The sequence below is a fragment of the Mycolicibacterium mageritense genome, from assembly GCF_010727475.1.
Classification (GTDB): Bacteria; Actinomycetota; Actinomycetes; order Mycobacteriales; family Mycobacteriaceae; genus Mycobacterium; species Mycobacterium mageritense.
This window is the reverse complement of the sequence record NZ_AP022567.1, coordinates 508,294-521,405: the sequence shown is the minus strand read 5'-3', so window position 1 is coordinate 521,405 and position 13,112 is coordinate 508,294. Positions and strand designations below refer to the sequence as shown.

Below are 13,112 nucleotides of genomic sequence, written 5' to 3'. Positions count from 1 at the left end.
CCTGTATTCGTCGGCTGCCGGTGACGCGTTACGCCGCGCTCGACGCGACAATCTGCGAGCGACCGCGAGCACCACCTGCTCGGCGTTCCCCGCGGCGCCGCATCGGATGTTAAGGGCAACGGTGCGGTTACGGCAAAGCAGAAGTGTCTACTTCGCGGTGGTCCGCCGCCGTGATCGGGCTTTCCACCTGGACTTTTCGGATGCTGGCCGAGAAAACCGCGGCCACGAAACACAACCCCGCCGCGAGGTAGAACGCCATGTCGTAGTTGCCGTTGAGGTCACGTAGCCACCCTGCGCCCGCGGCCGCGATGGCCGCGCCGATCTGGTGGGACGCGAACACCCAGCCGAACACCACCGGCGAACGGTCGCCGAAGTAATCGCGGCACAGCACGATCGTCGGCGGCACCGTCGCGACCCAGTCCAGCCCGTAGAAGATCACGAACACCCAGGTGCTCGGTTCGGCGTGCGGGGACAGCAGGGACGGCAGCAGCAGGAGTGACACGCCCCGCCCGGCGTAGTAGACGAGAAGCAGGATGCGGGGATCGACGCGGTCGGTCAGCCAGCCGGAGAACACCGTGCCCGCGACATCGAGGATGCCGATGGTGGCCAGCAGCCCGGCCGCCACCGTGGTCGGCATACCGTGGTCGTTGGCGGCCGGGATGAAGTGCGTGCCGATCAGACCGTTTGTGGTCATGCCGCAGATCGCGAAGCTCGCGGCCAACAGCCAGAAGGCGGGCACCCGTGTCCCGATGCGTAGCCCGTCGAACGCCGCCCGGAAACCGCCTGCCGGTGCAGTGGGCACTGGCAGGGCCGCATCGGCCCCGTACGGTGGCAGACCTTTGTCCTGCGGGTAGTTCCGCATGAACAGTGCCACGAGCGGCACGACGGCCAGCGCGGCGGCCGCCACGATGAGCGAGGCCCAGCGCCAGCCGTGGCTCGTGGTCACGGCCGCGACGACCGGCAGGAACAGCAGCTGGCCCGTCGCGCTTGCCGCAGTGAGCACACCGGTGACCAGGCCGCGGCGCTTCTGGAACCAGCGGGTGGCGACGGTCGCGACGAACCCCATCGAGATCGAACCGGTGCCGATGCCGACCAGCACGCCCCACAACACCACGAGCTGCCAGCTCGCGGTCATCGTGATGCTCAGCGCCGAGCCGGTCGCGATCAACAGCAGCGAGACGGTCAGCACCGGTCGCACACCGAAGCGGTCCATGAGCGCGGCCGCGAACGGTGCGGTCAGGCCGTACAACATCATGTTGACCGACATCGCCAGGCCGACGGTGCCGTGCGACCAACCGAACTCGTGATGCAGCGGGTTCATCATCACGCCGGGGATCGAGCGGAAACCCGCGGCGCCGAGGATCGCCACGAAGCTCACCGCGGCGATCACCCAGGCCCAGTGCAGACGCGCGGGTTTCGGGGTCGAGGTCAGTGTCACCCGACCACTGTGGCCGACGGCCGGACGTCGAGCCAGTGGCATAAACGACAGTAATCATCAAAAACATGCCACTTTCTGTGTCAGACTGGCGGTGTGCACCGTGTAGCCGTGCTGCTGTTGGCGCCCGTGGTCGGCTTCGACGCGACCATCGCTCCGACGCTCTTCTCCAACGCCGTCGACACCGACGGCAACCCGCTCTACGACATCGTGACGTGCGGTCTGACCACCGAGCCGGTGCCGTCGACCAACGGTTTCGCCATGGTGCCCACCGCCGGACGCGAGGCGCTCGCCACGGCTGACACCGTGGTGATCCCTGGCACCCGGTACCCACCGGCGCGCGTGGACGGCGTGCTCGACGCCGATGTCGCGGCCGCGCTCGCGTTGGTCCGGCCCGGCACGCGGTGGGTCTCGATCTGCACCGGCGCGTTCGTGCTGGCGGCGGCGGGGCTGCTCGACGGCAGGCCCGCGACCACTCACTGGCGGTTCGCCGAGACGATGCGTGCCATGCATCCCGGGGTGCTGCTCGACGAGAACGTGTTGTTCGTCGACGATGGCGACGTGCTGACGTCGGCGGGCCTGGCCGCCGGAATCGACTTGTGCCTGCACATCATTCGCGCCGACCACGGAACCCAGGTGGCCAACGCGGTGGCCCGCTATTGCGTGGTGCCGCCGTGGCGCGAGGGTGGCCAGGCGCAGTTCATCGACCGGCAGCTGCCGGTGGCCGACACGGCGTCGACGGCGGCGACCCGCCAGTGGGCGCTCGCCCACCTGGACGAGGAGCTCACCGTGCAGCGCCTGGCGCGCCACGCGCACATGAGTGACCGGACCTTCATCCGCCGCTTCCGGGAGGAGACCGGTCAGGCGCCCGGTGCGTGGATCCGTGCTCGCCGGCTGGACCGGGCCAGGGAACTGCTGGAGTCGCGCGATCTCTCGGTCGACGAGGTGGCCCGGCGCTCGGGCCTGGGCACGGCCGGCAACCTGCGGCACCACCTGCGCCGCGGCGTCGGCATGTCCCCGTCGAGCTACCGCAAGGTGTACCAGGGGCAGTAATCGCGGAAACCCGCCCCCGTTACGATGACGCGCATGCCTGAGCCGCTGATCGTCACCATTGCCGGCCGTGCGCCGCAACTGGATCCCGAGTCCTGGGTCGCACCCAATGCCAGTGTGATCGGCCAGGTTTCGCTGGCCGCCGGGGCGAGCGTGTGGTACGGCGCCACCCTGCGCGCCGAGATGGAACCGATCGAGGTCGGGGCGGGCAGCAACATCCAGGACGGCGTCACGGTGCACGTCGACCCCGGCTACCCGTGCCGCGTCGGCCGCGGTGTGACTGTCGGCCACAACGTCGTCCTGCACGGCTGCACAGTCGAGGAGGACAGCCTGATCGGTATGGGCGCGGTGGTGCTCAACGGAGCCGTCATCGGCGCAGGCTCGCTCGTGGCCGCGGGTGCGGTGGTGCCGCAGGGCATGGTGGTGCCGCCCCGGTCTCTCGTCGCCGGGGTGCCCGGCAAGGTGCGCCGTGAGCTCACCGACGACGAGGTGGGCCACAACCGGTTCAACGCCCAGGCCTACACGCAACTGATCGAGCTGCACCGCTAGCGCTGCGCATTGGTTCTGCGGTGAGGGCGCGAAAGCGCGAGTGGGATAAGCCCTCACCGCAGAGTCGATGGTGCGTTGTTGCCCACCACCGTCGACTCTGCGTCCACGGCGCGAAAGTGCGAGTGGGATAGGCCCTCACCGCAGAATGAACTGCCTGCCGGCTAGCGCAGGGGGTGAGCCAGCTCGTCGCGCGGCATCTTCGCCGCGACGAGCGCGATCGCGGCGATCACCACGGGCAGTACCCCGGCCACCAGGAAGATGGCCTGCATCGACACCACCTTCGACAGCGGTCCGACGATCGCGAACGACAGTGGCATGAACGCCAGCGACACGAAGAAGTCCAGGCTCGACACCCGGCCCAACATCTCGGTCGGCACCCGGCGTTGCAGCAGCGTCCCCCAGATCACCATGCCCGCGCCATCGGTGACGCCGATGACGAACGTCGCCAATGCCATCAATGGGAACGACGACGTGACGCCGACGATCACGAGCGGTATCGAACCGGCGCCCCACATGATCATCATCGTGGTGAGGTAGCGGCGAGGCATCCGCCGCGACGACACCGTCAACGCGCCAAGTGCGCTCCCGAAACCGAAGAACGCCAGGATGAATCCGTACATCCGCGGGCCGTCTTCGAAGCGGTCCTGCGCGATGAACGGCAACAACACCTCGATGGGGCCCAGCACCACGAGCACGAAGATGCTCGCGAACATCAACGTCCACAGCAGCCATGGCGTGCGCACCATGAACCGGAACCCGTCTTTCAGGTCGCGCAGCACATGGGGGCGTTCGGTAACAGCTTGCGGCGCTGACGAATCCGCCGACGGGCGGGTCGCCACGAGCAGCGCAAGACCGAGGCCGAACAGCACCGCGACGACGGTCGCACCCACCGACGGCAGCGTCGCACCCACCACCATGCCTGCCACTGCCGGACCGACCGAACGTTGGAACACCGGCCGTACGACGCCTTCGACGCCGTTGGCCGCCAACAGTTGTTCGGGAGGCAGGATGCGCGGCAGCAGCGCGCTGTAGGCGGGGAAGAAAAACGCGGCGGCGATACCGAGCACACCCGCGGCCACGGCCATGTGCCAGATGCGCAGCGCGCCCGTCATGCCCAGAATCGCGACGGTGGTCACGGTGACGAGATTGACCGTCTCGACGGCGATGATGATGGTGCGCTGGTTGATTCGGTCGGCGGCGATACCGCCGACAAGGACGAACGCGACCAGCCCGGCCCCAAGGCACGTGGCGACGAGCGACAGCGATGTCGGATCGTTGTCGATCGCGATCACCTGAAGGGCCATCACCACCGACCACATGCCCTCGGCGAAGATCGACAGCGTGACCGCCGCGATGAGCAGGCGGTATTCGCGCACCCGGAACGGTGCGAGCACACGCCAGCCGCCCGGTTCGCGGACGGGTTGTTCGACGTAATGCTGTGTGCTCACAACATTCGATGGTCGCCGATCGGTGCCCGGTCAGTCCAACGATTTTCGGCCGCGAGCGGTGCGGCGCGTTAGTCAGGAGTCGGTGAAGTCCGGCCGCCGGTTCTGTTGAAAGGCGCGCGTGCCTTCGCGGAAGTCGTTGGACACCAACAACTGCAGCTGGCCTTCGCGCTCGAGCGCGAACGCGTCGTCGAGTCCGGTGAGCGTGGCCGCGTTGACGGCATGCTTGGTCTTGCGCAACGCGACGGCGGGGCCGGTCCGCAGCTTGGTCAGCACCTTGTCGACCGCGGCGTCGAGTTCGGCCGCGGGGTACACACCACTGATCAGGCCCCAGTCGTGGGCCTCGGTCGCGGTGAGGCGTTCGGCCAGCAATGCCAGCCGCATCGCCCGGATCCGTCCGATGTTCGCGGCCACGAGAGCCGACGCACCACCGTCGGGCATCAGTCCGATCTTGGTGAACGCCAACAGGAAGAATGCCTGGTCCGCGGCGAGTACGACGTCGCACGCGAGTGCCAGCGATACGCCGACCCCCGCGGCCGGGCCTTGCACTACGGCCACAACGGGTTTCGGCAGCGCCACGATGGACCCGACCGCGCGGTTGGCCGCATCGAGCACGCCTTCGGCGTCGTGGCCCTCGGCGTTCTGGTCGTCTTCGCTGATGCCCGCGCCGGAGCTGAAGCCGCGGCCCGCCCCGCCGAGCCGCACCACCCGCACGGCCGGATCGGTCGCCGCGAACTCCATCGCCTCGGCGACGGCGCTCAGCATGTCCTGGGTCAGCGAGTTGAGGCTGTCCGGCCGGTTCAGCGTCACCGACAGCACGCCGTCCGCGAGGCTGACGGAAACGTCGTCGATGCCGGGGTATTCGCGGGTTTCGGGCTCGGAACGGGCGTCGGTGGAAGTCATCAAATGCACCTTAAGTCGGGGCCGGTTGTGGGCGATGCCACTCGAGAAGGTTATACAAGTAAGCTATGTCGGCGGTCAACTGAGGCCCAACACGCGAAGGGGCGTAGAGCATGGCAGGACCATTACAGGGATTGCGGGTTGTCGAGCTGGCCGGTATCGGCCCCGGCCCGCATGCGGCGATGATTCTCGGTGACCTCGGCGCCGACGTCGTGCGGATCGAGCGGCCCAACCGCGGCGGGGGAGTGCCCGCAGGTGACCGCGACTCGATGTTGCGCAACCGCCGCTCGGTCGCGGCCGATCTCAAGAGCGACGAGGGGCGCGAACTCGTCCTGAAGCTGATCTCGAAGGCCGACGTGTTGATCGAGGGCTATCGCCCCGGGGTCACCGAGCGGCTGGGTCTGGGCCCTGAGGACTGCGCCAAGGTCAACGAGCGACTGATCTATGCGCGCATGACCGGTTGGGGCCAGACCGGTCCGCGGGCGCTACAAGCCGGCCACGACATCAACTACATCTCGCTCAACGGCCTGCTGCACGCCGTCGGCCGCAAGGGCGAGCGGCCGGTGCCGCCGCTGAATCTCGCCGGTGACTTCGGCGGCGGTTCCATGTTCCTGCTCGTCGGCATCCTTTCGGCGCTGTTCGAGCGGCAGACATCGGGCAAGGGCCAGGTGATCGACGCGGCGATGGTCGACGGGTCGGCTGTGCTGATGCAGATGATGTGGGGCTTCCGCGCCAACGGCATGTGGTCCGACGAGCGTGGCACCAACATGCTCGACACCGGCGCGCCCTACTACGACACCTACGAGACCGCCGACGGCCGCTATGTTGCGGTCGGCGCGATCGAGCCGCAGTTCTACGCCGAGCTGCTCAAAGGCCTCGAGCTCGATCCGGCCGAGCTGCCCGGACAGAACGACGTGAGCCGGTGGCCCGAGTTGCGCGAGATTCTCACCAAGGCGTTCGCCGCGCACGATCGCGATCACTGGGCGTCGGTGTTCGATGGCACCGACGCGTGTGTGACGCCCGTGCTGTCGTTCGCCGAGGTGCTCACCGAACCGCATGTCGCCGAGCGCGGCACCTTCTACGACGACGCGGGGAACCTGCAGCCGATGCCCGCGCCACGCTTTTCCCGCAGTGCGCTGGTCGAGCCGACGCCTCCGGGCGAGCGCGGTGCCGACACCGAAGCCGTATTGCGGGACTGGGTATAGTCTCCCAACTAACTAGTTGGTCGGCATAGGGCCGGCCGGAGAGGAATGCGGTATATGGAGATCAGAGACGCGGTAGCCGTCGTCACCGGCGGCGCCTCCGGTCTGGGCTTGGCGACCACCAAGCGCCTGCTGGATGCGGGCGCTCAGGTGGTGGTCATCGACCTCAAGGGCGAAGAGGTGGTGGCCGAGCTGGGCGACCGGGCGAAGTTCGTCGCGACCGACGTCACCGACGAGGCGGGCGTGTCGGAGGCGCTGGACGTGGCCGAGTCGCTTGGCCCGGTGCGCATCAACGTCAACTGTGCAGGCATCGGCAACGCCATCAAGACGCTGTCCAAGAACGGTGCGTTCCCGCTCGACGGGTTCCGCAAGGTGGTCGAGGTGAACCTGATCGGCACCTTCAACGTGATCCGGCTGGCCGCCGAGCGGATCGCCAAGACCGAGCCGGTGGGTGAAGAGCGCGGCGTCATCATCAACACCGCATCGGTCGCGGCGTTCGACGGGCAGATCGGCCAGGCTGCGTACTCGGCGTCCAAGGGCGGCGTGGTCGGCATGACCCTGCCCATCGCGCGCGATCTCTCACGAGAGCTGATCCGCGTCGTGACCATCGCGCCGGGCCTGTTCAAGACCCCGCTGCTGGGCTCACTGCCCGAGGAGGCCCAGAAGTCGCTGGGCCAGCAGGTGCCGCACCCGGCCCGTCTCGGCGATCCCGACGAGTACGGTGCCCTGGCCGTGCACATCGTCGAGAATCCGATGCTCAACGGCGAGGTGATCCGCCTCGACGGCGCGATCCGCATGGCCCCGCGATGAGCGCTTGCGCGAAGAGCAGACAACACAGGGAGACCTCCGCATGATCAACACCAAGTTCACCGAGACCTTCGGGATCGAGCATCCGATCGTGCAGGGTGGCATGCAGTGGGTCGGCCGCGCCGAACTCGTTGCCGCCGTTGCCAATGCGGGTGCGCTGGGCTTCTTGACGGCGTTGACCCAGCCGACGCCCGCCGATCTGGCCAAGGAGATCGCCAAGACCCGGGAGCTGACCGACAAGCCGTTCGGGGTGAACCTGACGATCCTGCCGACGATCAACCCGCCGCCGTATGACGAATACCGTCAGGTGATCGTCGACGCCGGCATCAAGATCGTCGAGACCGCGGGCTCCAACCCGGCGCCGCACCTGCCGATGTTCCACGACAACGGCATCAAGGTGCTGCACAAGTGCACGTCGGTGCGGCACGCCGTGAAGGCGCAGAGCCTGGGTGTGGACGGCATCAGCATCGACGGGTTCGAGTGTGCGGGCCATCCGGGTGAGGACGACATCCCGGGGCTCGTGTTGATCCCGGCGGCTTCGGCCAAGATCACCATCCCGATGATCGCGTCGGGTGGATTCGCCGATGCCCGGGGCCTGGTGGCCGCGCTGGCGCTTGGTGCCGACGGCATCAATATGGGGTCGCGGTTCATGTGTACCGCGGAGTCCTCGATTCACCAGAACGTCAAGGAAGCCATCGTGGCCGGTTCGGAACTGGACACCGAGCTGATCTTCCGGCCGTTGCGCAACACCGCGCGGGTGGCCAGCAATGCGGTGTCGCGTGAAGTGGTGGACATCCTCAACAAGGGCGGGCAGTTCCCCGACGTCAAGGATCTGGTGGCCGGCGTGCGTGGCAACAAGGTCTACGAGTTGGGTGATCTGGATGCCGGCATCTGGTCGGTCGGCACCTCGATGGGCCTGATCAACGACATCCCCACCGTCGGCGACCTGGTATCCCGCATTGTCACCGAGGCCGAGATTCTGATCAGCGGGCGCCTTTTGAACATGATCGGCGCCGATGAACCGGAGCCCGAGAAAGAAACAGTCCCTGCCTGAGGCAGGGACTGGACCAACGCGAGGTCAAGGAGTGGCCCGGTTCAGGGCAAACTCAACAAGGGAAACGCGCGCCGTGAGGCGCGCGTTTTCTCATACTGCCTTGGGCAGTGGCTGGAAGTCGTCAAACTGCTCCGAGGTGTCACCCTCGACCAGGACATCGCCGTGGTAGAGAGCCTCGAAGTCGACCTTGATGACATCGGCACTGGTGTCGTCGATCCACATGACACTGAGCGTATGGGTCACCATTAAGGAATCTTTGAGTCACGATTCGGAAAATGGTGGCAATACTACTTCTGGGTAGGTTTCTGGCCGGTAGCCCGGATCGATCAGCCCTTTGGCGCCGTGAAGTGGATTGGGTTCGTGCCGTTGAGCGCGATCCACGTCACGATCGCGACGACGATGCCCGCCACCAGCAGTCCGACCGCGATGGCCACGGGCGCGCGGGACCGGCCGAACATGCGATGGTCCACCGACAACGTGCCCGCGCCGGTGAACAGCAGCGCGGCCGCGGAGAACGCCACCAGGAACGGCACGTTGAACGGCTGGGACCAGAACGCGTCGGCCGACACGTTGACCGCCCAGGCGTCGACCATGGCCCCGATCACCGCGCATGCGGCCAGTGGTGTCAGAACGCCGAAGAGCAGTCCGATTCCGCCAAGGGTCTCGGAGGCGGTCACCATGAACGCCGCGAACTTCGGCAGTCGCCATCCACCTGACTCCATGAAGCCGACTGTGGTGCCGAAGTCGAAGGCCTTCATCAGGCCCGCCTGAATCATCGTCGCGCCTACGGCGATCCGCAGGATCAACAGACCGGTGTCGGTCATCGTGGTCGCCGGCGCGAGTTCGGTCGTGTTGTTCGTCATCATGACCACCTAGACCTGTCATCGGTCGGGAATTCATCGGGGCCGACCAGTTCCGCCTCAGTATGAACATTTCGGGCTCCTGCTTCGTGTGAACGGACGAGGTAGACGTTGACTGCACCAAGTTATCGTTGTTAAGTTAACGTCGATAACGTCCGGCTTTGAGAGGACACGAAGTGCTGCATCGAATTGCCTACCTGGCCATCGCTGCGCCGCGGCGCATCCTCGTCCTCGCCGCGCTGGTCATGGTCGCCGCCGGAATCTTCGGTGTCCCGGTCGCCAAGAGCCTGTCCGCGGGCGGCTTCCAGGATCCGACGTCGCAATCCGCCAAGGCCACCGCGCTGCTGTCGCAGAAGTTCGATCGCGGCGACATGCAGTTGGTCATCAGCGTGACCGCCGACCGTCCCGGCAGTCCCGCCGCGCGGGCGGTCGGCACTGACATCGCCAACCAGTTGGAGGCGTCGCCCTACGTCGGCGAGGTCAGCTCGGCATGGACCGCGCCGCCGCCGGCCGCGGCCGCCCTCATGAGCAAAGACGGCAAGACCGGTCTGATCGTCGCAGGCATCACCGGCGGCGAGAGCGGCGCGCAGAAACACGCCAAGGAGCTGACGGACAAGCTCGTCCACGACCGCGACGGCGTGACGGTGCGTGCGGGTGGTGAGGCGATGATCTACGTCCAGATCAACGGGCAGAGCGAGAAAGACCTGTTGATGATGGAATCCATCGCGATCCCACTGAGCTTCGTGGTCTTGGTGTGGGTGTTCGGCGGGCTGCTGGCCGCCGCGCTGCCGCTGGCGGTCGGGGGATTCGCGATCCTCGGATCGCTCGCGGTGCTGCGCGGGTTCACCATGGTCACCGACGTCTCGATCTTCGCGCTGAACCTCACCGTGGCGATGGGTCTCGCGCTCGCCATCGACTACACGCTGCTGATCATCAGCCGGTACCGCGACGAGCTCGCCGAGGGCGCCAACCGGGAGGCCGCCCTGGTGCGCACCATGGCGACCGCAGGGCGCACGGTGCTGTTCTCCGCGATGACGGTGGCCTTGTCGATGGTCGCGATGGTGCTGTTCCCGATGTACTTCCTCAAGTCCTTCGCCTACGCCGGCATCGCGGTGGTGGGGTTGGCGGCCTTCGCGGCCATCGTGATCGCGCCTGCGGCCATCGTGCTGCTCGGTGACCGGCTCGACGCGTTCGATGTGCGCCGCTTCGTCCGGCGCGTGCTGGGCAGGCCCGAACCGGCCCGCAAGCCCGTCGAGCAGACCTTCTGGTACGTGACGACGAAACGCGTTATGCGCAGGGCTGTTCCGGTCGGGCTGGCGGTCATCGCGCTGCTGCTGATGCTGGGCACACCGTTCCTCGGCATCAAGTGGGGATTCCCCGACGACCGCGTGCTGCCGTCGTCGGCGTCGGCCCGTCAGGTCGGCGACGAGCTGCGTACCCAGTTCGCGGCGGACTCCGCGACCGCGGTCACCGTCGTGATTCCCGACGCCACCGGTGTGCTGCCCGCCGACCTCAACCGCTACGCGAGCGCATTGTCCGACGTGCCCGACGTCGCGTCGGTGTCCGCGCCCGGAGGCACCTTCGTCTCCGGCCGGCACGTGGGTCCGCCGTCGGCCGCGACCGGGTTCGCCGACGGCAGCGCCTACCTGACCGTCGCGAGCGATGCGCCACTGTTCAGCGACGCGTCCGAGGCGCAACTCGATGCGCTGCACGGCGTACCCGCGCCGGCCCAGGTGCAGTTGACGGGCACTGCTCAAGTCAACCGGGACAGCTCCGAGGCCATCACGTCGCGGTTGCCGCTCGTGCTCGGAGTGATCGCGGCCATCACCTTTGTGCTGCTGTTCCTGCTCACCGGCAGCGTCATCCTGCCGCTGAAAGCCTTGGTGCTCAACGTGTTGTCGCTGTCCGCGGCGTTCGGCGCCCTGGTCTGGATCTTCCAGGACGGCCACCTCGGTGCGCTCGGCACCACGCCCACCGGGACGCTGGTCGCGAACCTGCCCGTGCTGTTGTTCTGCATCGCGTTCGGGTTGTCGATGGACTACGAAGTGTTCTTGGTCTCCCGGATCCGCGAGTACTGGCTGCAGACGGGCCAGACCCGCCAGGACAGTGCCCAATTTGCTCCTCGCGTGCGCAATGCCAAATCTGCTCCTCGCGTGCGCAATGACGAGGCCGTCGCGCTCGGTCTGGCCCGCACGGGCCGCGTGGTGACCGCGGCGGCGCTGCTGATGTCGATCTCGTTCGCCGCACTCATCGCCGCACAGGTCGCGTTCATGCGCATGTTCGGGCTCGGACTGACCCTGGCGATCCTCGTCGACGCGACGCTGGTCCGGATGCTGCTGGTCCCCGCCACGATGCACGTGATGGGCCGGTGGAACTGGTGGGCTCCCGCGCCGCTGGCCCGGCTCCATCGACGCATCGGTATCAGCGAATCCGGAGAGCCGCCGACCGACAACCGCCAGCGGGTAGCGGCCGGTGTGGCGGACACTGAATAACGTGTCGATCGAACCGCTCAAGCGCCGGCGTGCCCCCCGCGGATCAGGTGAACTGCTGCGCGAGGAGATCCTCGACGCGGCCACCGACCTGCTGCTGGAAACCGGGCATGCCAAGTCGATGTCGATCCGGTCGGTCGCCCAGCGCGTGGGCGTCACGCCGCCATCGATCTATCTGCACTTCGCCGACAAGGACGCGTTGCTCGACGCGGTGTGCGCGCGCTATTTCGAGAAGCTCGACGAAGAGATGCAGCGGCTGGCCGCCGACCACACCTCGACCGTCGACGTGCTACGGGCTCAGGGCCTGGCCTATGTGAGCTTCGCGCGGCGGACCCCGGAGCTGTACCGGCTCGCGACGATGGGCGAAGGCCGGCCGGGCAGCGACGTCGACATGACGCTGAACAGCTCGGCATTCGTGCACATGCGCACCTCGGTGGAAAACCTTATGGCCGAAGGGATCTACCCGCAGGGCGACGCCACCACGATGGCCCTGGAACTGTGGACGGCAGCGCACGGCGTGGCGGCGATGCTGATCTCCAAACCGTATCTGCCCTGGGGTGACGCCGAAGAGTTCACCGACCGCGTGCTGCGGGCCGTGTGCCTCGGGCAGATCATGTCGGGCATCATCGGGACCGACCTCTCACCCCAGGAGTCGGTCGCACGGTTGAAGGGATTCGCCGATGAGTAGCACCAGCACCGTGGACAACCCGTTCTTCGCCAGAATCTGGAAGACCCTGTCGAACTACGAACCGGAATCGCTACGGCGGCTGCGGGCCGAGAACCTGGCCGGGTTGACCGGTCGGGTGCTGGAGGTCGGGGCCGGCACAGGCACAAACTTCGAGTTCTACCCCACGACCGTCGACGAGGTGGTGGCCATCGAACCCGAGCACCGGCTGGCCGCGGTGGCCCGCCAGGCCGCCGTCAGCGCGCCCGTAAAGGTGACCGTGACCGGAGAGACCGTCGAACAATTCGGCAGCGCAGAGCCTTTCGACGCAGTGGTCTGCTCGCTGGTGCTGTGTTCGATCGAGGATCCCGACACCGTGCTGCAACAGCTGTTCTCCGCGCTGCGGCCGGGTGGAGAGTTGCGCTACCTCGAACACGTCGCCAGCACGGGTTACCGGGAACCGTTGCAACGCCTCGCCGACGCCACGATCTGGCCCCGGCTGCTGGGCAACTGCCACACCCACCGGCACACCGAGGAGAACATCACGGCTGCCGGCTTCGCGGTCGAGGGCGCGCGCCGCGAATGGACCATGCCGAGTTGGGTGCCCGTGCCCGTGTCGGAGTTCGCGATCGGGCGCGCGGTACGGCCGGCCTAGCG

General features: G+C 67.3%; 13 protein-coding genes. 8 read left to right on the top strand and 5 right to left on the bottom strand.

Annotated features, from left to right (window positions below; all coding sequences use genetic code 11):
• Positions 1–127: 127 nt before the first annotated feature.
• Complete coding sequence (locus G6N67_RS02475) at positions 128–1,480, bottom strand: MFS transporter (RefSeq protein WP_051579039.1); 1,353 nt, start codon at positions 1,478–1,480, stop codon at positions 128–130.
• A gap of 51 nt (positions 1,481–1,531) precedes the next feature.
• Between G6N67_RS02475 and G6N67_RS02470 the strand changes: the two genes are divergently transcribed.
• A complete protein-coding gene (locus tag G6N67_RS02470) occupies positions 1,532–2,488 on the top strand; it encodes a GlxA family transcriptional regulator (RefSeq protein WP_036437736.1) in 957 nt (318 codons plus the stop codon).
• 33 nt (positions 2,489–2,521) lie between these two features.
• The gene (locus G6N67_RS02465; RefSeq protein ID WP_036438634.1) at positions 2,522–3,034 is read left to right on the top strand and encodes a gamma carbonic anhydrase family protein; all 513 of its coding nucleotides are present in this window, start codon (positions 2,522–2,524) and stop codon (positions 3,032–3,034) included.
• Positions 3,035–3,195: 161 nt separating this feature from the next.
• Here the strand turns inward: G6N67_RS02465 and tet(V) are convergent, their stop codons facing one another.
• Positions 3,196–4,482: a tetracycline efflux MFS transporter Tet(V) gene (gene tet(V), locus G6N67_RS02460; RefSeq protein ID WP_036437733.1), complete on the bottom strand. Its 1,287-nt coding sequence runs from the start codon at positions 4,480–4,482 to the stop codon at positions 3,196–3,198.
• Positions 4,483–4,554: 72 nt separating this feature from the next.
• Complete coding sequence (locus G6N67_RS02455) at positions 4,555–5,382, bottom strand: enoyl-CoA hydratase (protein WP_036437732.1); 828 nt, start codon at positions 5,380–5,382, stop codon at positions 4,555–4,557.
• Positions 5,383–5,492: 110 nt separating this feature from the next.
• Here G6N67_RS02455 and G6N67_RS02450 point away from each other — a divergent pair, with 110 nt between their 5' ends.
• The 3 genes from G6N67_RS02450 to G6N67_RS02440 are packed head-to-tail and all read left to right on the top strand — an operon-like array spanning position 5,493 to position 8,442.
• Positions 5,493–6,584 carry a CaiB/BaiF CoA transferase family protein gene (locus G6N67_RS02450; protein WP_036437730.1) on the top strand — a complete coding sequence of 364 codons (1,092 nt, stop codon included), beginning with the start codon at positions 5,493–5,495 and terminating at the stop codon, positions 6,582–6,584.
• A 54-nt stretch (positions 6,585–6,638) separates the two neighbouring features.
• Complete coding sequence (locus G6N67_RS02445; protein WP_036437728.1) at positions 6,639–7,391, top strand: 3-hydroxyacyl-CoA dehydrogenase; 753 nt, start codon at positions 6,639–6,641, stop codon at positions 7,389–7,391.
• A gap of 40 nt (positions 7,392–7,431) precedes the next feature.
• Positions 7,432–8,442 carry an NAD(P)H-dependent flavin oxidoreductase gene (locus tag G6N67_RS02440; protein WP_036437726.1) on the top strand — a complete coding sequence of 337 codons (1,011 nt, stop codon included), beginning with the start codon at positions 7,432–7,434 and terminating at the stop codon, positions 8,440–8,442.
• Between the two features lie 90 nt (positions 8,443–8,532).
• Here G6N67_RS02440 and G6N67_RS39455 read toward each other — a convergent pair whose 3' ends face one another.
• Positions 8,533–8,664 (bottom strand): hypothetical protein, encoded by a 132-nt coding sequence (locus tag G6N67_RS39455; protein ID WP_110798587.1) that lies wholly within the window; start codon positions 8,662–8,664, stop codon positions 8,533–8,535.
• Positions 8,665–8,768: 104 nt separating this feature from the next.
• Positions 8,769–9,305: a DoxX family protein gene (locus G6N67_RS02435; protein ID WP_036438632.1), complete on the bottom strand. Its 537-nt coding sequence runs from the start codon at positions 9,303–9,305 to the stop codon at positions 8,769–8,771.
• Positions 9,306–9,478: 173 nt separating this feature from the next.
• On the opposite strand from G6N67_RS02435, the gene G6N67_RS02430 reads away from it, so the two are divergent.
• From G6N67_RS02430 to G6N67_RS02420, 3 genes are read left to right on the top strand one after another with little or no spacing between them, the layout of a single operon-like run.
• On the top strand, positions 9,479–11,794 hold the full coding sequence (locus G6N67_RS02430) for an MMPL family transporter (protein ID WP_036437724.1): 2,316 nt from the start codon (positions 9,479–9,481) through the stop codon (positions 11,792–11,794).
• Between the two features lies 1 nt (position 11,795).
• Positions 11,796–12,479 carry a TetR/AcrR family transcriptional regulator gene (locus G6N67_RS02425; protein ID WP_036437722.1) on the top strand — a complete coding sequence of 228 codons (684 nt, stop codon included), beginning with the start codon at positions 11,796–11,798 and terminating at the stop codon, positions 12,477–12,479.
• On the top strand, positions 12,472–13,110 hold the full coding sequence (locus G6N67_RS02420; RefSeq protein ID WP_036437720.1) for a class I SAM-dependent methyltransferase: 639 nt from the start codon (positions 12,472–12,474) through the stop codon (positions 13,108–13,110). Before G6N67_RS02425 ends, G6N67_RS02420 begins: the two co-directional genes overlap by 8 nt.
• Positions 13,111–13,112: the final 2 nt, after the last annotated feature.